This is a genomic window from Cryomorphaceae bacterium, from assembly GCA_007695365.1.
In the GTDB taxonomy this organism is placed as follows: Bacteria; Bacteroidota; Bacteroidia; order Flavobacteriales_D; family SKUL01; genus SKUL01.
In genome coordinates this window covers 18,850-42,575 of the sequence record REDV01000045.1, presented here as the reverse complement: position 1 = coordinate 42,575, position 23,726 = coordinate 18,850, and the positions used below count along the sequence as shown (strand labels likewise).

Genomic DNA, 23,726 nt, shown 5'->3' with positions numbered 1-23,726 from the left:
CGGGCACCTGCCCACTCAGCACAAAACTGAGCAATACAAAAAAAGCGGTGAAACAACGCGTTGGCATGATAATCGGTAATTTCGTGTGTGCAAATCAACTTTGCTCCGCGAATTTAGTTGTATTTCTCATGACCGTGCGAATCATTCTGTCTGTTCCATTCTTCTGCCTGATAATCTTCGGCAATCTTATAGCGCAGCGCGTAGAAGTAAAATGGGGCGAGGATAAAGACGCTGCCAAGATCAAAGCCTCCGGGCTGATTGGCCGCGACACAAGCGGGTTTTACGTGTACCGCCTCAACCGCCATCACGACAGCTACATTCGCATTGACGCCTACAGTTTAAACGACTATAATCGCCAACAAACCCTCCACATTGACCTGCCTGTATTGGGAAAAAGGGCCACTCAGTTCGAGCGAGTTTTTCTTCTCAACCATCACTTTCTGCTTTTCACCTCGTTTCTGGATCTGGAAAACAACCAGCACCTAGCCTTTGCTTCATTGCTCGACAAACAGGGCAATTATATCAAAGCCATGGTTCCGGTAGATAAGATTGAAGACGTAACCAATCACAAAAACGCAGGTCATTTTGCCTTTCGCCTCTCGCCAGACAGCAGCTATTTGATGGCTTTTCACAACACGCCTTTCAGGCGTTATCAGAATACCAGCTTCTCGGTGAAACTCTTCGACGCCTCACTCAACCCATTGTGGCAAAGAATGTTTCGCATGCCATATCCCGACGAAGATTTTGAGGTGGTAACGGCTATTGCCGATAATCAGCAAAACGTGTACATGGTTTGCCGCCACCACGGGAGGGGTGCTATGCGCGGTGCGGAAGCCGGTGCCAACAAGAAATACACCCTCATACAGTACAGCCATTTAGACCGCAGGCTCACCGAATTTGAAATCAACCTGGACAGCAAGTGGATTCACTCTGCCCGCTTCTCGCTCACCAACGACTCAACGCTTGTAGCCGCGGGCTTCTATTCAGGCTCATCGCAGGGAAATATCGCCGGTACTTTTCTGGTGAGATTCAACATACGTTCAGGTGATGTGGTAAACCACGGCTTTGAACCCCTGCCGCGCGACGTGATGATTGCGGTTACATCCAACGACGAGCTTCTTTACGGTGGATTGGCCTCATTTGAGATGAAGCATATGCTCGTTCGACCGGATGAAAGCATTGTACTTATTGCCGAAAAAGACTACGTTACAACCTCATCATTCTTTGACCCATACACAGGGCAGCGGCTCATTACTTACAACTACCACTACGACGATGTTCTTGTCACAAGCCTTTCACCCGAGGGCTTGCTGGAATGGGCGCGCGTGCTTCCAAAATCACAGATTTCGGCCAACGACCCAAGTTTGTACGGCTCCATTGCTGTAAATCAGTACGCCGACAAAACATACATCGTGTTCAACGACCATCCGGCGAACGCCAACATGGTGCGGCAACCCGGGCAGGTGCGAACACTGAGCAACTACACTCGTGCCGCTGCGGTTATTGCTACTATAGACCGCAAAGGAAAAATGACCACAGAAGCCCTCTTTAGCAGTGGTGACTTTGACGCCATTCTGAGGCCCGATTTTAGCTCGGAGCACCAAAACGCCCGTCAAATCATTTATGGTGAAAGCAGCGGAAAGGATAAATTTGGCGAGATTTTCTACCCGGAGAATTGAAGGACATCAAACACATAAAAGAGCCCATCCAAAAGGAACTGGGCGAATTTGAACAGCGATTTCGCGCCTCGCTCAAAACGGATGTACCCCTGCTCAACAATGTGATTCACTACATCGTAAAGCGAAAAGGCAAGCAAATCAGGCCCATGTTTGTATTCCTTACGGCTAGATTGTTTGGAGAAACCAACGACTCTACCTATCGCGCGGCCGCACTCATTGAACTGCTGCATACAGCCACGCTGGTGCATGATGATGTGGTGGACGACTCCAATCTGCGTCGCGGATTTTTCTCGCTCAATGCCCTCTGGAAAAACAAAATTGCCGTTTTGGTAGGCGATTACCTATTGAGCCGCGGACTGCAACTGGCTACTCAACACAAAGAGTTTGCCCTGCTGCAGGTGGTATCGGAAGCGGTACAGAAAATGAGCGAAGGTGAGCTGCTTCAGATGGAAAAAGCGCGGAAAATGGATATTGACGAAGCCACCTATTTCCGCATCATTGACTATAAAACGGCCACGCTGATTGCAGCCTGCTGTCAGGCCGGAGCGATTTCTGCCAAAGCCTCAAACGAGCAAACGGAACAACTCCGGCAGTTTGGAAGCGCGGTGGGAATTGCTTTTCAAATTAAAGACGACTTGTTTGATTACGGCGACGGCAGCGGCATCGGAAAACCCACCGGCATTGATATCAAAGAGCGCAAAATAACCCTGCCACTCATTCACGCCATCAGCACGGCACCCAAAAAAGACCGACGCTGGCTCGTGAAAACCGTACGTCACCACCACCAGAATCCCGAAAAAGTGAAAGAAGTGGTGAACTACGTACAGCAGACCGATGGAATCAAACGAGCCGTTGAAGCCATGCACCGCTACAAAGACCAGGCGTTAGAGATATTGCATACCTTTGAACCTTCGCCCGCGCGTTCAGCGCTCGAATCACTTGTAGCATTCTCCATTGAAAGAAAACAGTAAAGTAACATGAAGCGAAGCATCTTGTATGTGTTGTTATTGCTGTTGACCACAGCATGCAGCCCTGCCAACTCCCCTGAAGAAAAAGCAAGTCCAGAACCCCGAACCGCCGCCGGAAAAGCGCCGGAAAAAAGCAAAGAAGAGGGGCAAATGCACCGCGAATACTACGAAGACGGCAGCCTGCAACTGGAGGGCCGACTCGTAAACGGCGAACGACACGGAATGTGGACCTCCTATTATCAAAACGGCCTCAAATGGAGCGAAACCACCTTTCGCAACGGCATTAAAGACGGCACCACACGCTCGTATTACGAGAGCGGAATTATGCGCTACTCGGGTCAATACTACAACGACTACAAAACGGGAATCTGGCAGTTTTACAACGAAGAAGGCTACCTCGAGAAAAACGAAGATCTCACTCCCAAACTTCAAGACAAAAAAGAGAAGTAAGCCGGCACGAGCTGCTTTAAATCCATCCTTCAAATACCCAAACCTTAACTTGGGTTGCAAACGCGCTAACAAAGAGCAAACGCACGTCTGATTTTTTCAGCAGGCCCGAAGTAAGCAAGCAAATTTGATTACCTTCGGGCAACAAAGTGCACCCTCTTGATTCCACGCGAAATTGTTGACCGAATTTTTGATGCCGCTCGTGTTGAGGAGGTTATCGGTGAATTTGTATCATTAAAAAAAACCGGGGCCAATTACAAAGGCCTTAGTCCGTTCAACAATGAGCGCACGCCCTCGTTTGTGGTATCTCCTTCCAAAAACATCTGGAAAGATTTCAGCTCGGGCAAGGGCGGCAACGCGGTAACCTTCCTGATGGAGCATGAAAGCCTCAGCTTTCCCGAGGCATTGCGCTATCTCGCCAAAAAGTATGGCATTGAAATTCCCGAAGCCGAGGAAATGAGCGCAGAGGATCAGGCTGCCGCCAACGAGCGCGAGAGCCTGATGCTGATTAACACCTTTGCCCAGGAGTTTTTCACGGACCAGCTTCACCACACCGACGAAGGCAAAAGCATTGGCCTCAGCTACCTCAAGGAGAGAGGGTTCGACGGCAAAACCATCGAGAAATTCAACCTCGGTTACTGCCCTTCCGCAGGCGATGCATTCAGCAAGGCCGCGCTTGCCAAAGGCTACCGGCTGGAGTACCTCGAAAAACTGGGACTGACCCGGCAGCGAAACGACCAACCTTTCGATTTTTTCAAGGGACGTATCATTTTCCCGATTCAGAGTATCAGCGGTCGTGTGCTGGGTTTCGGTGCGCGTACCATGCAGCGCGACAGCAAAGTTGCCAAGTACTTTAACTCGCCCGAAAGCGAGATTTACCACAAAAGCAAGGTGCTTTACGGCATCTTTCAGGCGCGTGCGGAAATAGCCAAAGCCGACAATTGTTACCTGGTGGAAGGCTACACCGATGTAACGGCCTTAAACCAGGCTGGAATTACCAATGTGGTGGCCTCTTCCGGCACAGCACTCACCCCCGATCAGGTGCGGCTAATCCGGCGCTACACGCCAAACGTTACGATACTTTTCGACGGAGATTCGGCCGGTATCAAAGCCTCTTTCCGCGGTATTGACCTCATCCTTGCCGAAGGAATGAATGTAAAAGTACTGCTGCTGCCCGACGGCCATGACCCTGATTCTTTCTCGCGCGAGCGCAGCTACACGGAAATTAAGCAGTACTTCGAGCACCAATCGCAGGATTTTGTGGTGTTCAAAGCTGGGGTGCTGATGCAGGACGCGGTGAATGACCCCTTGCGAAAAGCAGCTGCGGTAAAAGATATTGTGCAGAGCATAGCGCTTATCCCCGACCACATTACGCGGTCGGTGTACATTCAGGCATGCAGTACACGGCTCGATATTGAGGAAATCGCCCTCAAAAACGAGCTGAACAAACTGCTCCGCAAGGATGCCCGCAAAAAACTGCAAGTGGGCGAAGATGTGGTTCCGGAGACAGAGGCCAAAGCACCGCGCCAAACCCTTGCACCGGCCAGCGGCACCGCCCCGCAGGAACGCGAGCTGATGCGACTTTTACTAACCTATGGCAACGAGGAAATCAACGTTCCACTTCCGGGCGGTGAAGAAGCTGAAAAAGTAGAGGTTACCCTTCCTGTGTGCGATGTGATTATCGGTGAACTCGAAACCGACGGCCTGCAATTTGAAAACTTTCGCTACCAACGCATTTTCAATGAGTACTGCGAATTCCGCGAACGCGAAGAATTGCCCTCCAACGACTGGTTTATGCGCCACGAAGATCCTCACATCAGCCAATTGGCTGTGGACCTGGTTTCACAACCCTATGAGTTGAGTGCCATGTGGGAAGAGCGCTTTCATATTTACACCACAACCGAAGACAAGCGGCTGATGCATTCCGTGATGGACGGTATTTACACCTTTAAACTGAGGCGCGTAATGCAGCTTATTACCAAAACCGAGGAGGAAATGAAAAACGCCACCCCCGAAACCGACATTATGCAACTGCTTGAGCGCAAAAAACGCCTCGATACGGTAAAAATGAAACTCGCCGAGTTTTCTGGCAGTACCATTCTGTAATGAACTGGTTAAAAGACATATTTACCTACCCACTTTTCACAGCCGGTGATTTCGACTTCACGCTGCTCAAGCTGATTCTCATCGCGCTGATTATCTTTCTGACGCGAAAGGCTGTGATTTTTTACCGGCGTTTTGTCACCAATCTCTTCCGGCGCAACGACTGGATAGACGACGAGCGCGCCGGGTTTATGCGCAAGTACGGCACCTATACGCTGATCATCCTCGCAGCATTCTTCAGCTTTGCCGGACTGGGGTTGTGGGAATTGGTAGAAGCCTTTATGAGCTTTACCTTTTTTGAAAGCCGCGAAACGCGATTCAAGTTCTCTGTAGGGAACATCTTTATCATCGTGGCCATTTTTGTGGTTGCCGGTTTCATCGCGCGCATGGTTCGCATTGTCATTAAGAAGAACCTGCTACAGCGCGATTGGATAGACAAAGGCAAGGAATTCACCATTTTTAAACTGAGTACCTACTTCATCTACACGGTGGCATTTATCGTGGCGGTGGAGTCTATCGGCGCTGACTTATCATCGCTGGTGCTGGCCTCGGCCGCCCTGTTGGTGGGTGTAGGTATCGGTCTGCAATACCTCTTTGCCGATGTTGTTTCGGGGTTTATTCTGCTGTTTGAAGGCACGTTTAAAGTGGGCGATGTGATTGAAATCAACGGACTGGTGGCCAGGGTTGAACGTATTGATGTTCGCACATCGAAGGTCGTTACCCGCGACGGTAACTTTATCATCATCCCCAATTCAACCCTTACGCGCGATAACCTTACGAACTGGAGTCACAGTAGTCAACTTACGAGGTTTAAAGTTGAAACCCGGGTTGCCTATGGAAGCGACACGATGATGGTTAAAAACATTCTGCAGGACGTGGCTACGCGCCACCCGGAGGTAAGCAATATCAGACCTGTTATTGTGCGTTTTGCCAACTTTGGAGAATACGCCATCGAGTTCGAGTTGTTTTTCTGGGCCATCCAGACCTGGAATATCGAAATTGTAAAAAGCGATTTGCGATTTGAAATTGATAAACGCTTCCGGGAGGCCGGAATAGGCATTCCCTATCCACAGCGCGATCTGCATATCAAATCAGACGATACCAAAGCATCTGGTTCGGGAAGTGCATTTCAGGAGCAATAGCCGTAACTTTGGCTCCACATGGCCGCCATTCGCTCCGATACCTGGAATATTCTGCGCAAAACAACGCCCTCGCGGGCATGGAATGCCGCCAAACTATTCGTGAGCTACCATCTTTCGCGCTATACGGGCAAACCTTTTCTCTGGGGCTTACCCATGAGCATGTCTATTGAGCCTACCACTGCCTGCAACCTCGGCTGCCCCGAGTGCCCAAGCGGACTGCGCCAATTTAGTCGCGATACGGGAAACCTCAAGCAGCCGTTTTTCGAAAAAGTAATCAACGAAAGCAAGGGTCACCTCTCATACCTCACCTTTTATTTTCAGGGTGAGCCGTACATCAACCCGAAGTTTCTCGACATGGTGAAGTACGCCTCGGAGCGAAACATCTACACTGCTACGTCCACCAACGCGCATTTTCTGAACGATGAAATGGCGAAGAAAACGATAGAGTCGGGGTTGGACAGGCTCATCATATCGATTGACGGCGTTACGCAGGAGGTGTATGAGTCGTATCGTGTTCACGGCAAACTCAACAAAGTATTGGAGGGCACCCGTAACATTCTGAAGTGGAGAAAGAAACTCAATGCCTCCAAACCACTGGTCGTGTTTCAATTTCTGGTGGTGAGGCCCAATGAGCACCAGATAGACGATGTGCTGAAACTAGGCGAAGAGCTTGGGGTGGACCAGGTGGTGTTCAAAACCGCCCAGGTGTACGATTACGAAAACGGAAATTCACTTATTCCCAGCAATGAAAAATACTCGCGCTACCGCAAGGGCAAAAACGGCAAATACCGAATCAAAAATCAATTGCTCAACCAGTGCTGGCGTATGTGGCAGGGCTGCGTAGTGACCTGGGACGGGCTGGTGGTGCCCTGCTGTTTCGATAAAGACGCCAAGCACCGCATGGGCGATTTGAAAAATACCCCCATGAAAGAAGTTTGGCGCGGCCCCGTGTACCGAAACTTTCGCCAAAAGCTGCTTCGCTCGCGCTCGGAAATTGACATCTGTACCAATTGCACCGAAGGCACCAAGGTGTGGTCAGAGGCGTAAACGCTACGTTTTACTCACCCGCGCGAACCTTTTTTGACCCTTTTTTATTCACTGGGGTAAGGTTTTTAAAGCTTTTTATTCACTGGGGTGAACATTTTCATTGTGTGAGGCAGATGAACAAATCCCCTAAATTACTCTCAGGAGCTCTCGTCTCAAGCTGCAAACAATACAATCTGCCAATCCATTCGTATTGGGCTACACCTTCATGATATCCTCTTCCTTGCGGTCTACGATGCTGTCGCAGCGGTTGGAAAAAGAGTTGGTCATTTCCTGCACTTCATCTTCTGCCCCACGAACCGCATCTTCTGACAGGCCATCTTTTTGCAGTTTCTTGACTTCGTCGTTCGCCTCTTTACGCGCCGTGCGGATACTCACTTTGGCGTGCTCAGCTTCGGCGCGCGCTTTTTTCACCAATTCGCGGCGGCGTTCTTCTGTAACTGGTGGCAAACTGATAATCAATATCTCTCCATTGTTTTGTGGAGCAAATCCCAGATTGGCAGTGAGTATGGCGTTCGAAATGGTATCGAGCATGCTTTTTTCCCAGGGCTGTATCGTAATGGTTTTGGGGTCCGGGGTATTGATGTTGGCCACCTGACTTAGCGGCGTGGTGGCTCCATAATAATCAACCGATACACTGTCGAGCATAGAAGGGTTGGCCTTTCCGGCGCGGATCTTCTGCAACTCTGTAGTGAGGTGGTCAATGGCTTTCTGCATGGCCTCACGCGTGGTGTCGAAAATAAGGTCGAGTTCTTCGTTCATGGCTACAAAATTAAAATTCTACCAATGTTCCAACGTGCTCACCTGTGATTACCCTTGATAAATTTCCGGGAGCATTCATATCGAATACGATGATGGGCAGTTTGTTTTCGTTGCAAAGGGTAAATGCGGTGAGGTCCATCACGTTCAAACCTTTAGAGTACACCTCATCGAAGGTAACGGTATCGTATTTTACCGCTGAGGCATCTTTTTCGGGGTCTGCCGAGTAGATCCCATCCACCCGGGTTCCTTTCAGAATTACATCTGCATTGATTTCGATGGCGCGCAGTGAAGCGGCAGAGTCGGTTGTGAAATAGGGGTTACCAGTACCGGCGCCAAAAATTACCACACGGCCTTTTTGAAGGTGGCGAATGGCACGGCGGCGGATGAATGATTCCGCGATTTGCTCCATTTTAATGGCCGACATCAAACGCGTTTGCACATTAATAGACTCGAGGGCTGACTGCAGTGCCATGCTGTTGATCATGGTGGCGAGCATTCCCATGTAGTCTCCCTGGGTGCGTTCCATGCCTCCTTCTACGGCCTGCACACCGCGGAAAATATTTCCTCCTCCCACTACGAGCGCCAATTCCACACCCTGATCGCAAGCAGCTTTAATATCGTAGGCGTACTGCATCAGTCGGTTGTGATCGATGCCAAATTGCTGGTTTCCCATCAGGGCTTCACCACTTAGCTTCAACAGAACGCGTCGGTATTTCATTGGGGGATGTGTTTTGCGGTAGGTTTTAAAATGAATGCTGCCAATGATAGCAAAAAAAAGAGAGAACCGTGATTCTCTCTTTTTTGTGAAATGATTAAACGCTGAGCGCTATCCTTTTGAAGCTTGTGACGGTAAGTTCAGCGTCGAAGCCTTTGAGGTATTGCTCAATGGTTTTCTTGTTGTCTTTGATGTATTCCTGGCTGAGGAGGGTGTTCTCTTTAAAGAACTTGTTGAGGCGACCCATGGCAATTTTCTCAGCCATGTCGGCCGGCTTACCTTCCTGAATGGCTTGCTCCTTGCCCACCTCAATTTCCCGGTCAATGGTTTCCTGGGGAACTTCCTCTTTGCTCACTGCAACGGGATCCATGGCAGCAATCTGCATGGCCACGTCCTTGGCTGCTTCCTGGAAGTCGCCACCTTTGCTCAAACCAACCATCGAAGCCAGTTTGTTTCCGGGGTGGTTGTAGGCGTAAACCATGGCGGCGTTGATTTGCTCGTAGCCACTCAGGTCAATTTTCTCTCCGATTACACCCGTTTGCTCAATGATTTTCTCACCGATGGTGATACCGTTTCCGGCAAAGGGCAAGGCCTTTAGAGCTTCTATATCAGCTGGGCTGTGCTCCATGGCCACGTCTAGAATCTGGTTGGCGAATTTTCCGAAATCTTCGTTTTTGGCTACAAAGTCGGTTTCGCAGTTTACTACCACCATTACACCTTTGGTGCCGTCGGCAGTAGTTTTGGCTATTACAAGACCTTCGGCGGCATCGCGGTCGCTGCGTTTGGCAGCCACTTTCTGACCTTGCTTGCGGAGGATGTCCACAGCAGCTTCAAAGTCGCCATTGGCCTCAACCAATGCTTTTTTGCAATCCATCATACCTGCGCCGGTTTGCTTGCGCAGTTTATTTACATCTGCAGCAGTAATATTCATGCTTCCTGAATTTTTTGCGTGTTATTGCTTGTCGGCTTCTGCAGCTTCGGTGGCAGGAGCTTCTTCTTTCTTATCGCGGTCGTTCTTGCGCTCACCCATTCCTTCCTGAACAGCCTTGATCATGATATCAAGCACCAGCGCAATTGACTTGGTAGCGTCGTCGTTGGCAGGAATAGGGAAATCAACCATATTAGGATCTGCATTGGTATCAACCATTGCAAAGGTGGTAATGTTGAGCTTTTTTGCTTCTTCAAGGGCAATATGCTCTTTGTTGATGTCCACGATGAAAATAGCCGCGGGAATGCGGTTCATATCGGCAATGCTTCCGAGGTTCTTTTCGAGTTTCTCGCGCTGGCGAAGGATCTGAAGTTTCTCGCGCTTGGAAATATTCTCGAATGTACCGTCTGTCTGCATTTTATCGATGGTGCTCATCTTTTTCACCGCCCGGCGGATGGTTCCAAAGTTGGTAAGCATACCACCCGACCAGCGCTCGGTTACGTAGGGCATTCCGATGGCCTTTACGCGCTCGGCAACGAGGTCTTTAGCCTGCTTTTTGGTGGCCACAAAAAGAATTTTGCGTCCGGACTTGGCAATTTGCTTCATCGCGGCAGCAGCTTCTTCTACTTTGTGTACGGTTTTGTTAAGGTCTATTACATGGATTCCCTTTTTCTCTCCGAAAATATAGGGAGCCATGCTAGGGTTCCACTTGCGCTTGAGGTGACCGAAGTGCACTCCGGCTTCCAGAAGCTCTTGAAAATTGGTACGTGACATTATGTTTGTTTAATTTAGGTTTACGTTCTCTGAAAGTCAACCAGCAGGTAGTGCATGCGCAGTCCTGATGGTTTGGATGCTAAACCAACGATAATCCGAAGCCGGATTAACGCTTGCTGAACTGGAACTTCTTACGGGCTTTCTTCTGACCGAATTTCTTGCGCTCCACCATACGAGGGTCACGGGTCAGGAGGCTTTCAACTTTAAGCATCGGGCGGAATTCGGGGTCGCGCTCAACGAGAGCACGTGAGATTCCCAATCGAATAGCTTCCGCCTGACCTGTAAAACCACCACCGTGTACGTTTACGTTCACATCGAACTTGCCTTCGGTTTCGGTAAGGATGAAGGGCTGGTTCACGCGATAGCGCAAAATCATGGTGTTGAAATACTCCGACACGTCGCGCTTGTTTACGGTGATCTTTCCGTTACCTTCCTTGAGGTACACACGCGCTACGGCATTTTTTCGGCGACCGGTTGTGTTATTGATATCCATATCGCTGTTCCTTATTTAATATCGTCGAGGTTGATGGTGCGGGGCTTTTGTGCCTCGTGGTTGTGCGAGGGGCCCTCAAACACATGAAGATTGGTGTAGAGCTTGCTGCCCAATTTGTTCTTGGGAAGCATACCGCGAACGGCTGTTTCAACCAAGGCGATGGGCTTGCGGTTGAGCAGTTGCTGGGCCGTGAGCTCGCGCTGGCCACCGGGATAACCCGTGTGACGGAGGTACACTTTGTCCTGCATCTTGTTGCCGCTCAGTTTTACCTTTTCGGCGTTTACCACAATTACATTGTCTCCGCAATCTACGTGCGGGGTGTAATCGGGCTTGTTTTTGCCACGAATGATTTTGGCAACTTTACTGGCCAAACGACCCAGCGTCTGGTTCTCGGCATCTACCAACACCCACTCTTTCTTTACGGTGTTGCGGTTGGCCGAAATGGTCTTGTAACTTAAGGTGTTCACGTCAACAATGCTTTGTTAAAAACTACTCCTTCCTAAAATCGGGCTGCGAAGGTAGAACTATTTTTGATAACCGCCAAAATATGAGTGTGGCGAATCGCGATTTTTTCGTGCTGTTCATCGCCTGTTCTACGTAGCTTCTATTTCGAAATACCCGGCGGCAGGTAAAAACACCCCATCACGACGCTTGCATGGTTCTGGTAAAGTAGTAGATAGGCACCGAACTGGTTATTCCCCCCACCAGCATCACCACACCAAACACAGCAAAGAAATCACCGGGAAGCATCTCCATGGGATAATAGGGTACGATTCCCCCTTCGAGCGGAATCAAACCAAATTGCAGGTGCAACACGCAAAAGAGGTAGCCCAGCCCCAGCCCCAGCCCGGCGCCAATGGCATTGATCAGCACCCCTTCGAAGAAAAAGATGCGGCGGATGGCCGCGCGCGATGCCCCCATGCTGCTGAGCACAAAGGTGTCTTTCTTCTTGTCGATGATGAGCATGGTGAGCGATGCGATGATGTTGAACGAGGCGATCAGCAGAATAAAGGACAGAATGAAGAATGTGATCCACTTTTCGCTCTGGTTGGTTTGAAAAATCAGCTCGTTCTTTTGCATTCGTGTTTTCACCACAAAATCCTCGCCCACCGCCTCACTCAAGGTGCGCTGCATGCGACGGGCATCCACGCCCGGCTGCAACCCAATCTCCAGCGCCGTTCGCTCGTTTTGGTATCCGAACAGATCAGCGGTAAAGTCCATGGAGGCCAGCACATAGCGGTTATCAAAATCCGGACTGATACTAAAAATACCACCAATCATCATGTCTTTGCGGTTAAATGCCCGTTCCTGGCTCTGGCTGATGCGCCTGCCTCGAATGGGTGCAAACACCTTGAGCGGGCGCATGGAAGCCTGATAAAGGTTCATGCCCAATTCGTACTTTAACCCGTAGCCCACCATGGCGAAATAGAGTCCGCGGTCGTGCAGCATAAAGGAGCCATCTACCAGCACCGAATCGAGGCGGGTAAAGTCGGCGTAGTTGTCGTGTACTCCTTTGAGTGTTGCAATGCGCTGCGCACCGCCGTATTCAATGAGCACGTTTTCCTCTATCACGGGCAACACATAGCGCACGCCCGGCACATTTGCCAGGGCCACTGTATCGGCTGCACCCACCTCAAAGGTTTTGCCCCGTGCAGGGGTAATGGTAATATCCGGCTCAAAAATACTGTAGAGGTTCTTTACCAAGCCCTCAATGCCGTTCATGGCCGAGAGCACGATAATCATGGCCATGGTTACCACTGCCACCACCGAAAGTGAGATAGCGGAAATAACGTTGATGATGTTGTGCGACTTTTTGGAAAAGAGGTAGCGACGGGCTATGTAAAACGGAAAATTCACCCGCTGTGCCTATTGCAGCAATTCGTCAATCTGCTCGGAGTAATCCAGTGAGTCATCCAGAAAAAAACGCAAATCGGGCACTTTGCGCAGCACTTTTCCCACTCCATCGCCCAACAATTTACGGTAGAAACCTTTGTCGCGGTTGGCCTGTTCTATCAGCTCGTCGGGGTTTTTGGCGCCAAACAGACTGATGTAAATCTTTGCGTAACCCATGTCGGGCGATACGCGCACCACAGTAACCGATGCCATCACCCCCGGCCCAAAATGTGCCGACTCGCGTTGGATAATCTGCGCCATTTCGCGCTGAATCAAACTGGCTATTTTTTCCTGACGTATGGAGGCCATGGCTCATTGACTTTGTGAAGGTTGTGCAATTACTTTGGGCACCTTAAAATAATCGGAGTCTTTTTTGGGAGCGTTGCGAAGGGCTTCCTCGCGGGTGATGCTCTCCTTTACGACATCGTCGCGCAACACATTCACATGTTCGGTCATGTGGATGAGCGGCTCTACGCCCTCGGTATTCAGCTCACCAAGTTTGTCCACAAGATTCAGAATATTTTGCAAATCACTCTTAATCTGCTCTTTTTGCTCTTGCGTAAACGCAAGGCGTGAGAGTTTAGCGAGGTGATCAATGGTGTTGTCGTCTATATTCATGGGGCAAATCACTTGCCCGGCCAACTATCTGGCCGGAAGTTGCAAAGGTAGGAAATCTGTAGTGGGGTGGCATGCGTATGATATTCGCCCCCGAAAAAGTACTTCTGTTCTTTCAATTCAACCCAAATACCCCGTAATATTGATGCCCGTATAAAGCAACATCACCCCATGAAGGCTTTGAAAAGCAAATCAAAACCGCACGCATTGCAAACGCGCACTGGCTTCATTCATCGCATGCGCTTAATCATCAGGTCGTTGAGTGCTGACAAACTTGTGTTGGGTGGGATGATTCTGGTTTTACTCGTTTACCTTACACCCCTGTTGGGCGAAGGAATGATGCGCACGCACATGTGGCGTCAGGCCGATTGTTTGTCCCTCACGCACCACTACTACACCGGCAATTCTTTTCTGGAGCCAGAAATGCACATCCAACTCGGGCATCAATACACCTCGGGCAAGTCAGCTGGCGAATTTCCGGTTTTGTACTATGCGGTGGCGGGGTTCTGGAAGGTGTTTGGCAAATCTTACCTCAGCTTCAGGCTATTTTACCTGTTGATTTTTTTGGCTGGAATCTGGTCGTTTTATCGCTCACTAAGCTTGGTTTTTGGCGGCAAATTCGGCCGGCGTGGATGAGCTTTCTGCTCCTCACCTCACCCATTTACGTGTACTACGGAGTGAGTTTTCTTAGCGATGTGCCAGCCTTTTCATTTGTACTGATGGCTTTGTACGCGCTTCTGAGGTATCACCAAAATGGGCATTTCGGATGGTTGGCAGGAAGCATGGTGCTCTTTGCCCTGGCGGGCTTGTTAAAGGTGTCGAGCCTAATAGCTTTTGTGTTCCTGGTTTTTGTTTTCTGCATGGAAGCACTGGGCATCAAAGCGCTTGGTAACAAAAAACTCTTCGCTCGCCCGCTCAGAGAGGCTGCCGTTTTGATGTGGGTACCGGTGCTCATTTTTGCATGGTACTATTACGCCCACTTGTACAATGTTCAATCAGATTTCAAATACACTTTCAACAGCATTCATCCATTCTGGAAAGGCACTACCGAAGAGATGCAGCGCTTTGGCGAAATGTTCGAGATGTACACCTATTCGTCTATTTATCATGTTTCGGTGCTCACCCTCCTTTTGCTCACTCTCATTTACAACCTGGCGCGCTTTCAACAACTTTCATGGCTGGCGCGCTTCAGCACCACAGTGATACCTTTTGGCGGAGCCCTCTACTTCTTTTTGTGGTTACCCCTGATGAGCCACCACGACTACTATTACATCGCCCTGCTCATACTGGTGCCCGCCATTCTTTTACCTGCCCTGTTTCACCTTCGTGAACACCACTCAAAAGTGTTGCTGCAAAAGCCAGTGCGCTACGTTGCCATCGGGTTTCTTGCATTCAATATGTTGTACTGCATGGCCGTGGTACATCTCCAATCCGATTACAAGAACTGGAGCAGGGTGCTGATTACCAACAAGCCATTTCTTGAAATCAGAGACTTTTTTAACTGGGAGCGAGAAACAAACTTCAACCGTTTAACACGGATGGAATCGTACCTGAATGAACTGGGTGTTGACCAAAGCGCACGTGTGGTGGTGCTGCCCGATGAATCGTTTAACATTACCTTGTACCTCTTGAATCGCAAAGGTTGGACGGGCAGAGAGCTTTTTCAGACAGCAGAAGACATCGAGCACTTGAAACTGCGGGGCGCCACACATCTTATCATCATTGACGATAACCTGCTCAACGCGCCCTACCTGCAACCTTTTCTCGAGCATCAGATTGGTGATTTTGAGGGGGTGCGTATTTATCGCTTCTAAGGAGACGCATCGGACTTACTTGCAAAGAAGGTTGGGCAGCATAAAAAAGGCGCAAAGACAGCGGAAACGTGCTTTTTCAGCAAGTACTCCTGGCTCCCTTTGCGCCTGTGCTAATTGATAATCAATCCTCCAGATACCCGAACTTACCGGTATTGAAATCTTCAAATGCCTGAATCAGCTCTTCGCGAGAGTTCATCACGAAAGGACCATGCGCGGCGATGGGCTCTCTCAAGGGTTCTCCACTCAGCACAAGCACCACAGATTTTTCAGTGGCGCGAATTGAGAAACGCTCGCCATTGTTAGCCATCAGCGCGAACTGACTCACTGCAACGTCGCGGTCGTTTACCTGAACGCTGCCTTCAACCACCAGCAAGGCCGTGTTGTACTGTGCGGGAAACTCAAACTCCACTTCACCCCCGGCATTCAACCGGGCGTGTTGCAGGTGCAGGGGCGAAAAGGTAAGGGCCGGACCGGCTGTGCCGCGAAAATTACCTGCAATAACTTCAACTTCACCGGCACCGTCAGGAAGGATATGTCGGCCCATGTCCGATGCTTTGATGCCCTGGTATCCGGGAGGGTCCATTTTGTGTTTGGCGGGCAGATTAACCCACAGTTGCACCATTTGAAAATCGCCACCCTCTTTACTGAACTGCTCTTCGTGGTACTCTTTGTGGAGCACGCCCGATGCGGCGGTCATCCACTGAACATCGCCCTCTCCTATTACTCCTCCCCCGCCGCTGCTGTCGTGGTGTGCCACTTTGCCCGCGTAGGCAATGGTAACGGTTTCAAAACCGCGATGCGGGTGAACACCTACGCCACGTGGCTTCTCGCTGGGCGGAAAGTAAAATCGGGCGTTGTAATCGAGCATGATAAAGGGATCCATGCGAATCATATTGAGTCGCTGATCGGAGGGAATAAAGTTGTGCACCCTGAATCCGTCGCCTACGTAGTGGGGCGGACGTGGTGTAACCACCGCTTCAATGTTTCTTGTTGCCATAAGGGGTCGTTTTTAGAATTGTGATACAAAGGTATTTCAAGCCCTTTTCTCCCACATTGACCTATGGTAAGTTCGGTTTTGGGGCATTACTTTTTGAAATTCTTTTCGGCCAGGTCGCGGCGCACCCGACTGAGGCTTTCGGGCGTGATGCCCAGGTAGGAGGCAATCATCCACTGTGGCACCCGAAGCATCAAATCGGGGTAGCGCTGTACAAAATCCATGTAACGGGTTTCGGCGTCGGCACCAATCAGCAGGTTGATGCGGTGCTGCAGATGCCGGATGTGGTTCTGGAGCAGTTGTTCATTAAAACGCCTGAAAACGGGGCTGAGCTCGCGGGCTTTTCCGAAAAATGATTCTTCCAGCACACGCACACGTGTAACCACAATGGCGTCAATCTGGTAACCTGAGGGTTCATTGAAATACAAGCTGCTTCGGTCGGTAATCCATCCGTTTTCCGGAGCAAACTGCAGCACGTGCTCACGGCCTTTGCTGTCGGTAGAGAACAGACGCAACAAGCCTGTTTCAACGAAAAATGTTTGCCGGCACACCTGCCCCACGTGCATGAGGATTTCTCCTTTTTCGCATTCGCGGGTTTGGGTGTGTTGCAACAGCCGCTCTACAGCCTCGGGCCGCATCTTCGCATGGTGCAACAGGTAATCCTGAAGTGAAGCTTTGGTCTGCATGTCAGTACGGTAAATGTACGAGAAGATTGTAAGTTATACCCGATTGGTTCCTGCCATGGGGTCCCTCAAAAAGGCAGAAAAGGGCTCCGGAATGAGTCTGTGCCTGATTACACACGGTTATATGTTCCACCCATTCACCACGCTTATCCATGTAATGGCAAAACCTGTGGCATAGCCGATATACACCTGCGCGGGAGTGTGCACTTTCAAGGCCAGTCGAGCCGTCATCACCCAGCCTCCGGCCAAAATCAGCGCAATCATGGCCGGAAAATGAACAAAGTCGTGCAGGACAAACACGCCTACCAAACCGCCCAGCACCCCGCCCACGCCAATGGCATGCATGGAAATTTTCCACTTCAGGGTTACGACGAGCGCCATCACCACCGACACCATCGCCCCCAGGTACAGCGAATAAATCACCGTAGGCAGTGCCCCTTTGCGAATCAAAAAATACCCGAGCGCAAAGTACACTGCAGTGCTCACCGCAGGAGCCAGTCGCTCGTGCCGGTGCACCAACCCATAGCTGGTAATGATGCCCGACTTTCTGAGGATAAACAGGTTAATCAGTGGAAAAACCACCGTACTCAGCAATACCACTATAAAGAGAATCCGGGCCTGCGACGGTGCCAGAAAATAACCCAAAAAGGGGTCAACCTTCACCACCACGTACAACGCCAGCAAAGGCATAAACAGCGGCAGAAACAAGTAGCTGGCGAGGTGCGAAGTAGCCCTGAGCATGGTTTAGAGTTCCTTGCGCAAGCGCGCCACCGGAATGTTTAGTTGCTCGCGGTACTTGGCCACAGTGCGCCGAGCAATGTTGTAGCCTTTGTCTTTCAGCAGCTTGGCGAGCCGATCATCAGTAAGGGGTTTCGATTTGTTTTCCTGGTCGATGGCATCCTGCAGAATTTTCTTCACCTCGCGGGTGGATACCTCTTCGCCGCTGTCGGTGCTGAGTGATTCGCTGAAAAAGGTCTTGATCAGAAAAGTTCCGTAAGGGGTTTGCACGTACTTGCTGTTGGCCACGCGGCTGATGGTGCTGATATCGAGGTTCACTTTTTCGGCCACATCTTTCAGAATCATGGGCTTGAGCTTGGTCTCGTCGCCGGTTAGGAAGTATTCCTTCTGAATTTCCACGATGGCATTCATGGTGTACAGTAAGGTTTCCTGACGCTGCCGGATGGCGTCGATAAACCACTTTGCCGAATCAATCTTCTGCTTTACAAACATCAGCGCCTCTTTGTCCTGCTTGCTTTTTTCCTTGCTTTCGGCGTAGGTCTGCAGCATGTCTTTATAGGTTCGGCTGATGCGCAACTCCGGGGCATTTCGTCCGTTCAGGCTCAGCTTGATATCGTTGTCTTCAACGCTCAGCAAAAAGTCGGGCACTACGTGCTGAATGCTGCGAGAGGTATCGGTCATGCTGTTGCCGGGCCGCGGATTGAGGCGTATGATTTCATCCACAGCGGCCTTGAGCTCTTCCTCGCTCACATCCAGCCGCCTGGTAATTTTGTCGTAGTGTTTCTTGGTGAAGCTCTCAAAATGGTCTTCGAGCAAGCGGGTGGCCAGTTGCACGGCCGGACCCTGGTTTTTTCGGCGTTTGATCTGAATGAGCAAGCACTCCTGCAAATTGCGCGCCCCCACGCCCGCAGGTTCAAACTCCTGAATCACCTTGAGCACTTCACCCAGTTCTAACTCTGAGGTAGAGAGATTTTGCGAAAAGGCCAGGTCATCCACAATGTTAATGAGGTCGCGGCGCAGATATCCGTCGTCGTCGAGGTTACCTACCAGGGTGAGTGCCAGTTCTCGCTCGTGCTCATCCAAATCGGCAAGCCCAAGCTGGGTGAGCAGGTTTTCGTGAAAGGTGCGTCCTGACGAAATGGGCATGCTGCGGTCTTCATCGTCGGGGCTGTGGTTATTGGCCGAGAGCTTGTACGACGGCATTTCGTCGTCCTGCATGTACTCGGAAATATCAAAGTCATCGTCGCGGCTTCGTTCCTCATCGCGATCGTTGTCGTTGTCATCGGTGTTGTTGTACTCTTCACGCTCGCGCAGTTCTTCTTCGTCGGCGTCGGCACCTTCTTCCAGCGCGGGGTTTCCCTCAATTTCCTCCTTGATGCGCTGCTCCAGTTCCATGGTGGGTACCTGCAGGAGCTTCATCAGCTGAATTTGCTGAGGAGAGAGTTTCTGCAGGAGCTTTTGCTGAAGCGTTTGTTTGAGCATATTGCAATGATTAAGCGTTCAAAGTTACGGAATCGGCTTTAATGTTGCTGCCCTTTTTCGAGGCAGGCCGCACATTAAAAGTTAACTTCGGGGCATCATTTAAAACCCGAAAAGATGGAAGACACAAGCAAGGTGGTATTGATTACTGGAGGAACCAAGGGAATCGGATACGGTGTGGCGGAAGTGCTGCTGAACGCTGGCTACAAGGTGGCCATCACCGGAAGAAATCTCGCCGACGCACAGGCAGCTGCCGAGCGCTTGTGTGCCAACCATCCCAAATGCGCCCTGGGCATCGAGGCCGATGTGCGCAACTACAAGGATCAGGAGCGGGCTGTAGAGGAAGTTCTTGCTCTTTGGGGAAGACTCGACGTACTGATTGCCAACGCGGGCCTGGGCAAGTTTGCCACCATTCAGGAGATGGAACACGACGACTGGCACCAGATGATTGACACCAACCTCACGGGCGTATTCAACAGCGTAAAGGCGTGTATTCCTGCCTTGATTGAGCAGAAGGGCTACATTGTTACCATTGCGAGTTTGGCGGGGGTTAACTTTTTCAAAGCCGGAAGCGCCTACAACGCCAGCAAGTTCGGCCTCGTGGGATTTTCGCAAGCCATTATGCTCGACCTGCGCCAGCACGACGTAAAAGTAACCACCATTTGCCCGGGTTCAGTAACCAGCCATTTTAATGATCACGTGCCGGTTCCGGAAGACGCCTGGAAAATTCAGCCCGAAGATATCGGACAGATGATTGTGGACCTGCTGCGCATGCATCCGCGCACCCTGCCTTCAAAAATTGAGGTACGCCCTAGCAAGCCGCCCTCCAAATAGCCAAAAAACTCCCGGCGCCGGCCCAATCTGAAAATCACTCTTTAGAGGGAATGCCTCGTGCTACGATGGTGATAGGTTTGCATTACAACAGCTGTATTACAAACCAAACATCATTAAAATGAAAAAACTACACTACTATGTTGCGCTCATCACCGGGATGGTGATCGGCGTAACCGCCTGTCAAAAGGCCGAAGATCTTCCTGAAGAAGCCGTAGCAACTTCGGAACTAACAAATAACCTTGCCAAAAATCCCTCAGCGCTCAACAAACTGCTGGCGGATGTGCGAAAAGCCACTACTCAGTACCACGACGTAGAAGCTGCCCTGGCTGCCGGTTATATTAACACCATGGACTGCGTGGAAGGCCCTCCCGGAGCAGGAGCCATGGGAGTGCACTTTGTAAAAATGGATTGGATTGACGATGTATTCAACCCGCTTGAGCCCGAGGTGCTGCTCTACGAAATCAAGAACAACGGCGAGTACAAACTCACCGGAGTAGAGTACCTCTACGTAGGTGAAGAGTCGCCCATGTTTGGCGGACAGGTACATTTTCACCCCTTCCCTCAGCCATTTGCAGATTATGCGCTGCACGTGTGGGTGTGGAAAGCCAACCCCAACGGTATGTTTGAGGACTTCAACGTAAACGTTTCGTGTCCATTAGGTTATCATCGTTTTGGACAAAATAAGAGAGGCGTCGGTATGGCGCCTCTTTTTTTTATGCTTGACCGAGTGTACCGGATGAAAAAAGCCCCTATACAGCGTGCTTACACGTTTCGCTGCCAGTAGTTCCGCAAGCGCAAGTTGTATTTTTTGGTGTCTACATACTCCCTGGTCATGAGGTTTGCCTCAGCGAAGGTGAGCATAAAGAGGGTTGTATCATCCAGGTAATACTTCTCTATGTTGGACTCCACTCCCGAGAGGTAGGTTATTCCCACAAGGGCAATGGTTCTGCCCCTCAGCAGTTTTAAATCCTGAAACTCGTCCGGGTAAATCCTGTGCTGATTACATACCAGCAAAGGAATCAGGTGATCGTCGGCAAGGAACTCATCCCTGCTCACTATTTTGGTAAGCCTGATAAACCTGAACCTATCCCTTCTGTAAACAAAGGGCGTTTACTCGAGCGTTTTGTAGATAATGGGGTCTGGCATGACTACGGTTTTACGATATGGGTGGATACCTTGTGTTGAGGCAGAAAAGCTGCGCCCTCCTAAAGCGCCTTTAAAATTACCCCTATGACTCCATTACTGCTTCAACAGCTTTTTTACCGCATGGCCTTCATTCAATTCCAAATGAAGCAAGTACATTCCACGGGGCAGATTACTCACCGAATGCTGGGTAAGGTCGGGATTCAAAACCATGACTTGCTGTCCATTTAAATCATAAAGCACTGCAAGCTGAACAATGGTGCTCTCAGGTTTCTGAATTTCAAAGAATTCAACCGCAGGAACCGGAAAAAGCGTGATATCGGTATGCGTATCTTTTCTGTTGGCAGTAGAAACCGGGTACATTAGCTCTATATCATCAACCCACAAAGCGGTGCCAGGGGTGCCCTGAGCAGAAGTAAGATTGCCGTTTTCCAATGCATGCTTACTGCTCACAAATTCCACTTGAATGTATTGTGGGTCAACATCGCTTTCATAATCCAGGTCCAGTGCCATTTGCGTGTAAGCGTTTGCCGCATCTGCAATACCCTGCTCAACATAAAAAAGGGTGTCAACAAACGAAAGATACGGATCGTGAAAGGGCAGCGAGTCTGGAAAGTTAAACAACAACACCGAAACCTGTGCGGTATCACCCCCTTGGGGCGAGTACTTGTGGTAAAAGGAAAGTTGATTGGGTGAATGATTCAATGGGTGTGCGAATATTTCCAACGGCATTTGCGGTGCATGAAACAATGTGGTCAATCTGGCCGCTTTCAAATCAGCATGGTTGGAGGTTTCTAGTTTCACCGACCACTCGCCGGCGTGGCTGTCATCAACGAGGCTTGCTGCGCCGAATCCAAGTTCGGAAGAATAGCTTTCCCAAAATTCAGGAACAGGAAAGGCGTGAGGTGAGTCTGTAGTGAGGATATCTTCAAATCCGCCGTTCAGAATTTGCTGCCCGATGGCAACCTGAACTTGGAAAACAAAAAACGTCAGGATAAACGTGTTGCAGCGCATGGCGTTTGGTGAAGTTGGTCAGTCAATTAACGGGCCATTGGTTGGCATATTGCCTTGTTGGGCTCGGCACCATTCCTTTGCCGTTGGTGGAGATTTGGGGGTCAGAACAACAGAGCCCTCTGACTGAGAAGCGGATTCACCCAACAAACAAGCTGCGCAACAACACTTTCACCCCTACCAACCAGTTCCCCCCAAATTCGGATATTTGCCCACCATTATATCTAACAAACCATGCCAGAGATTTCTGAAAAAGGCCGCTTGATGCCCGCCTCCCCCATCCGCAAGTTGGTTCCCTACGCCGAAATGGCCCGTAAAGCGGGTCGCAAGGTGTACCATCTCAACATCGGCCAGCCCGACATTGACACACCCGACGTGGCCCTGCAGGCCATCCGCAACTACGAGCCACGGGTGATTGAATACAGCCACTCAGCAGGAAATGAAAGCTACCGCGAGGGGCTGGCCACTTACTACATCAGCAATGGCATCAACATTTCTCCCGAGCAGATTCTCATCACCACAGGAGGCTCCGAGGCACTGGTTTTTGCCTTTATGAGCTGCCTGAACCCTGGCGACGAGGTGATTATCCCGGAGCCGTTTTACGCCAACTACAACGCATTTGCTGTAATGGCCGGCGTAAAAGTGATTCCCGTAACGGCGCACATTGAAAAAGATTTTGCCCTTCCGTCCATGGCCGATTTTGAGGAGAAAATCACTCTCAAAACACGCGGAATTGTGATTTGCAATCCGGGAAACCCTACCGGCCGCCTCTACCCCCAAAGCGAATTGGAAAAACTCGCCAAAGTGGTGAAAAAGCACGACCTCTTTTTGTTTGCCGACGAAGTGTATCGCGAGTTTTGCTACGACGGTGCCACTCCCTTTTCGGTGATGAACCTCGAAGGCATTGAAGACAATGTGGTGCTGATTGATTCGGTTTCCAAACGTTACTCCATGTGCGGTGCACGCATAGGCGCTATGATAACCCGCAACCAGGACATCTACAACACTGCCCTCAAGTTTGGTCAGGCGCGGTTGAGCCCTCCCTCCCTCGGACAGGTTGCCGGGGAAGCGGCGCTCGATACCCCGCATGCCTATTTTCGCGATGTAATTGAAGAATACGTGGCCCGTCGCGACGTGCTGGTGGACGGCCTCAACCAGATTGAAGGTGTGCTCTGCCCGCGTCCGGGAGGCGCTTTTTACACCATTGCCCGCCTACCCATTGACGATTGCGATCGTTTTTGTCAGTGGATGCTGGAGTCTTTTGAACTCGACAACCAAACCGTGATGATGGCACCGGCCACCGGCTTTTACGCCACACCGGGCCTCGGCAAGCAGGAAGTCCGTTTGGCCTACGTTCTCAACCAGAATTCACTGCGCGAGGCGGTGCGGTGCCTGGATGCTGCACTAAAGATATATCCCGGACGCACTTTAGCAAAAACAGAATTCGCCAACGGCTAATCCCCCCTT

At 50.4% G+C, this 23,726-nt stretch carries 26 protein-coding genes; 11 read left to right on the top strand and 15 right to left on the bottom strand.

What is annotated here, in order from left to right; translation table 11 throughout:
* Positions 1-128 precede the first annotated feature (128 nt).
* The 6 genes from EA392_02165 to EA392_02140 all read left to right on the top strand — a co-directional run bounded on the left by EA392_02165 (position 129) and on the right by EA392_02140 (position 7,386).
* Positions 129-1,679, top strand: a complete 1,551-nt coding sequence (locus EA392_02165) for a hypothetical protein (protein ID TVR41244.1) — start codon at positions 129-131, stop codon at positions 1,677-1,679.
* On the top strand, positions 1,676-2,650 hold the full coding sequence (locus tag EA392_02160) for a polyprenyl synthetase family protein (protein ID TVR41243.1): 975 nt from the start codon (positions 1,676-1,678) through the stop codon (positions 2,648-2,650). The genes EA392_02165 and EA392_02160 overlap by 4 nt, the downstream gene beginning before the upstream one ends.
* A 6-nt stretch (positions 2,651-2,656) precedes the next feature.
* Positions 2,657-3,097, top strand: coding sequence for a hypothetical protein (locus tag EA392_02155; GenBank protein TVR41242.1), 441 nt, complete (start codon positions 2,657-2,659; stop codon positions 3,095-3,097).
* 156 nt (positions 3,098-3,253) lie between these two features.
* Positions 3,254-5,200, top strand: coding sequence for a DNA primase (gene dnaG / locus EA392_02150; GenBank protein ID TVR41241.1), 1,947 nt, complete (start codon positions 3,254-3,256; stop codon positions 5,198-5,200).
* Positions 5,200-6,339 (top strand): hypothetical protein, encoded by a 1,140-nt coding sequence (locus EA392_02145; protein TVR41240.1) that lies wholly within the window; start codon positions 5,200-5,202, stop codon positions 6,337-6,339. The genes dnaG and EA392_02145 overlap by 1 nt, the downstream gene beginning before the upstream one ends.
* 18 nt (positions 6,340-6,357) lie before the next feature.
* The gene (locus EA392_02140; GenBank protein ID TVR41239.1) at positions 6,358-7,386 is read left to right on the top strand and encodes a radical SAM protein; all 1,029 of its coding nucleotides are present in this window, start codon (positions 6,358-6,360) and stop codon (positions 7,384-7,386) included.
* Positions 7,387-7,581: 195 nt separating this feature from the next.
* On the opposite strand, the gene EA392_02135 is transcribed toward EA392_02140, so the two are convergent.
* From EA392_02135 to gatC, 9 genes are all read right to left on the bottom strand, one after another.
* Positions 7,582-8,145 carry a ribosome recycling factor gene (locus EA392_02135; GenBank protein ID TVR41238.1) on the bottom strand — a complete coding sequence of 188 codons (564 nt, stop codon included), beginning with the start codon at positions 8,143-8,145 and terminating at the stop codon, positions 7,582-7,584.
* Positions 8,146-8,155: 10 nt separating this feature from the next.
* On the bottom strand, positions 8,156-8,863 hold the full coding sequence (locus tag EA392_02130; GenBank protein TVR41237.1) for a UMP kinase: 708 nt from the start codon (positions 8,861-8,863) through the stop codon (positions 8,156-8,158).
* Between the two features lie 94 nt (positions 8,864-8,957).
* Positions 8,958-9,791 (bottom strand): elongation factor Ts, encoded by an 834-nt coding sequence (locus EA392_02125; GenBank protein ID TVR41236.1) that lies wholly within the window; start codon positions 9,789-9,791, stop codon positions 8,958-8,960.
* A gap of 21 nt (positions 9,792-9,812) precedes the next feature.
* Entirely contained in the window at positions 9,813-10,562 is a 750-nt protein-coding gene (gene rpsB, locus EA392_02120) for a 30S ribosomal protein S2 (protein TVR41235.1), read from the bottom strand.
* 106 nt (positions 10,563-10,668) lie between these two features.
* On the bottom strand, positions 10,669-11,055 hold the full coding sequence (locus tag EA392_02115) for a 30S ribosomal protein S9 (GenBank protein ID TVR41234.1): 387 nt from the start codon (positions 11,053-11,055) through the stop codon (positions 10,669-10,671).
* An 11-nt stretch (positions 11,056-11,066) separates the two neighbouring features.
* Positions 11,067-11,522 (bottom strand): 50S ribosomal protein L13, encoded by a 456-nt coding sequence (locus EA392_02110; GenBank protein ID TVR41233.1) that lies wholly within the window; start codon positions 11,520-11,522, stop codon positions 11,067-11,069.
* A gap of 175 nt (positions 11,523-11,697) precedes the next feature.
* Entirely contained in the window at positions 11,698-12,912 is a 1,215-nt protein-coding gene (locus EA392_02105) for an ABC transporter permease (protein ID TVR41232.1), read from the bottom strand.
* Positions 12,913-12,921: 9 nt separating this feature from the next.
* On the bottom strand, positions 12,922-13,257 hold the full coding sequence (gene rbfA, locus EA392_02100) for a 30S ribosome-binding factor RbfA (protein ID TVR41231.1): 336 nt from the start codon (positions 13,255-13,257) through the stop codon (positions 12,922-12,924).
* A gap of 3 nt (positions 13,258-13,260) precedes the next feature.
* Positions 13,261-13,566: an Asp-tRNA(Asn)/Glu-tRNA(Gln) amidotransferase subunit GatC gene (gene gatC / locus EA392_02095; GenBank protein ID TVR41247.1), complete on the bottom strand. Its 306-nt coding sequence runs from the start codon at positions 13,564-13,566 to the stop codon at positions 13,261-13,263.
* Positions 13,567-13,734: 168 nt separating this feature from the next.
* Here gatC and EA392_02090 point away from each other — a divergent pair, with 168 nt between their 5' ends.
* Positions 13,735-14,199, top strand: coding sequence for a hypothetical protein (locus EA392_02090; protein ID TVR41230.1), 465 nt, complete (start codon positions 13,735-13,737; stop codon positions 14,197-14,199).
* Positions 14,196-15,377 (top strand): hypothetical protein, encoded by a 1,182-nt coding sequence (locus tag EA392_02085; protein TVR41229.1) that lies wholly within the window; start codon positions 14,196-14,198, stop codon positions 15,375-15,377. The genes EA392_02090 and EA392_02085 overlap by 4 nt, the downstream gene beginning before the upstream one ends.
* A 121-nt stretch (positions 15,378-15,498) precedes the next feature.
* On the opposite strand, the gene EA392_02080 is transcribed toward EA392_02085, so the two are convergent.
* From EA392_02080 to rpoN, 4 genes are all read right to left on the bottom strand, one after another.
* Positions 15,499-16,374: a pirin family protein gene (locus EA392_02080; GenBank protein ID TVR41228.1), complete on the bottom strand. Its 876-nt coding sequence runs from the start codon at positions 16,372-16,374 to the stop codon at positions 15,499-15,501.
* Between the two features lie 86 nt (positions 16,375-16,460).
* Positions 16,461-17,057, bottom strand: coding sequence for a Crp/Fnr family transcriptional regulator (locus tag EA392_02075; GenBank protein TVR41227.1), 597 nt, complete (start codon positions 17,055-17,057; stop codon positions 16,461-16,463).
* A 117-nt stretch (positions 17,058-17,174) separates the two neighbouring features.
* Entirely contained in the window at positions 17,175-17,795 is a 621-nt protein-coding gene (locus EA392_02070; GenBank protein TVR41226.1) for a hypothetical protein, read from the bottom strand.
* A 3-nt stretch (positions 17,796-17,798) separates the two neighbouring features.
* Entirely contained in the window at positions 17,799-19,274 is a 1,476-nt protein-coding gene (rpoN, locus tag EA392_02065) for an RNA polymerase sigma-54 factor (GenBank protein ID TVR41225.1), read from the bottom strand.
* Between the two features lie 114 nt (positions 19,275-19,388).
* On the opposite strand from rpoN, the gene EA392_02060 reads away from it, so the two are divergent.
* Positions 19,389-20,105, top strand: a complete 717-nt coding sequence (locus EA392_02060) for an SDR family oxidoreductase (GenBank protein ID TVR41224.1) — start codon at positions 19,389-19,391, stop codon at positions 20,103-20,105.
* A gap of 118 nt (positions 20,106-20,223) precedes the next feature.
* On the top strand, positions 20,224-20,889 hold the full coding sequence (locus EA392_02055; protein ID TVR41223.1) for a hypothetical protein: 666 nt from the start codon (positions 20,224-20,226) through the stop codon (positions 20,887-20,889).
* Here the strand turns inward: EA392_02055 and EA392_02050 are convergent.
* On the bottom strand, positions 20,868-21,161 hold the full coding sequence (locus EA392_02050) for a hypothetical protein (GenBank protein ID TVR41222.1): 294 nt from the start codon (positions 21,159-21,161) through the stop codon (positions 20,868-20,870). The two genes, EA392_02055 and EA392_02050, sit on opposite strands and share 22 nt — an antisense overlap.
* Positions 21,162-21,344: 183 nt before the next feature.
* A complete protein-coding gene (locus tag EA392_02045; GenBank protein ID TVR41221.1) occupies positions 21,345-22,262 on the bottom strand; it encodes a T9SS C-terminal target domain-containing protein in 918 nt (305 codons plus the stop codon).
* Positions 22,263-22,493: 231 nt separating this feature from the next.
* On the opposite strand from EA392_02045, the gene EA392_02040 reads away from it, so the two are divergent.
* Positions 22,494-23,717, top strand: a complete 1,224-nt coding sequence (locus tag EA392_02040) for a pyridoxal phosphate-dependent aminotransferase (GenBank protein ID TVR41220.1) — start codon at positions 22,494-22,496, stop codon at positions 23,715-23,717.
* Positions 23,718-23,726 lie beyond the last annotated feature (9 nt).

Excerpts from the sequence above, each read along its gene's own strand:
- EA392_02115 (TVR41234.1), bottom strand. The coding sequence starts at position 11,055 with ATGGATATCAATAACACAACCGGTCGCCGAAAAAATGCCGTAGCGCGT.
- EA392_02055 (TVR41223.1), top strand. The coding sequence starts at position 20,224 with ATGAAAAAACTACACTACTATGTTGCGCTCATCACCGGGATGGTGATC.
- rpoN (TVR41225.1), bottom strand. The coding sequence starts at position 19,274 with ATGCTCAAACAAACGCTTCAGCAAAAGCTCCTGCAGAAACTCTCTCCT.
- EA392_02070 (TVR41226.1), bottom strand. The coding sequence starts at position 17,795 with ATGCTCAGGGCTACTTCGCACCTCGCCAGCTACTTGTTTCTGCCGCTG.
- EA392_02040 (TVR41220.1), top strand. The coding sequence starts at position 22,494 with ATGCCAGAGATTTCTGAAAAAGGCCGCTTGATGCCCGCCTCCCCCATC.
- EA392_02135 (TVR41238.1), bottom strand. The coding sequence starts at position 8,145 with ATGAACGAAGAACTCGACCTTATTTTCGACACCACGCGTGAGGCCATG.
- EA392_02090 (TVR41230.1), top strand. The coding sequence starts at position 13,735 with ATGAAGGCTTTGAAAAGCAAATCAAAACCGCACGCATTGCAAACGCGC.
- EA392_02145 (TVR41240.1), top strand. The coding sequence starts at position 5,200 with ATGAACTGGTTAAAAGACATATTTACCTACCCACTTTTCACAGCCGGT.
- EA392_02140 (TVR41239.1), top strand. The coding sequence starts at position 6,358 with ATGGCCGCCATTCGCTCCGATACCTGGAATATTCTGCGCAAAACAACG.
- EA392_02165 (TVR41244.1), top strand. The coding sequence starts at position 129 with ATGACCGTGCGAATCATTCTGTCTGTTCCATTCTTCTGCCTGATAATC.
- EA392_02060 (TVR41224.1), top strand. The coding sequence starts at position 19,389 with ATGGAAGACACAAGCAAGGTGGTATTGATTACTGGAGGAACCAAGGGA.
- gatC (TVR41247.1), bottom strand. The coding sequence starts at position 13,566 with ATGAATATAGACGACAACACCATTGATCACCTCGCTAAACTCTCACGC.
- EA392_02045 (TVR41221.1), bottom strand. The coding sequence starts at position 22,262 with ATGCGCTGCAACACGTTTATCCTGACGTTTTTTGTTTTCCAAGTTCAG.
- rpsB (TVR41235.1), bottom strand. The coding sequence starts at position 10,562 with ATGTCACGTACCAATTTTCAAGAGCTTCTGGAAGCCGGAGTGCACTTC.
- rbfA (TVR41231.1), bottom strand. The coding sequence starts at position 13,257 with ATGGCCTCCATACGTCAGGAAAAAATAGCCAGTTTGATTCAGCGCGAA.
- EA392_02080 (TVR41228.1), bottom strand. The coding sequence starts at position 16,374 with ATGGCAACAAGAAACATTGAAGCGGTGGTTACACCACGTCCGCCCCAC.
- EA392_02125 (TVR41236.1), bottom strand. The coding sequence starts at position 9,791 with ATGAATATTACTGCTGCAGATGTAAATAAACTGCGCAAGCAAACCGGC.
- EA392_02085 (TVR41229.1), top strand. The coding sequence starts at position 14,196 with ATGAGCTTTCTGCTCCTCACCTCACCCATTTACGTGTACTACGGAGTG.
- EA392_02130 (TVR41237.1), bottom strand. The coding sequence starts at position 8,863 with ATGAAATACCGACGCGTTCTGTTGAAGCTAAGTGGTGAAGCCCTGATG.
- EA392_02075 (TVR41227.1), bottom strand. The coding sequence starts at position 17,057 with ATGCAGACCAAAGCTTCACTTCAGGATTACCTGTTGCACCATGCGAAG.
- EA392_02155 (TVR41242.1), top strand. The coding sequence starts at position 2,657 with ATGAAGCGAAGCATCTTGTATGTGTTGTTATTGCTGTTGACCACAGCA.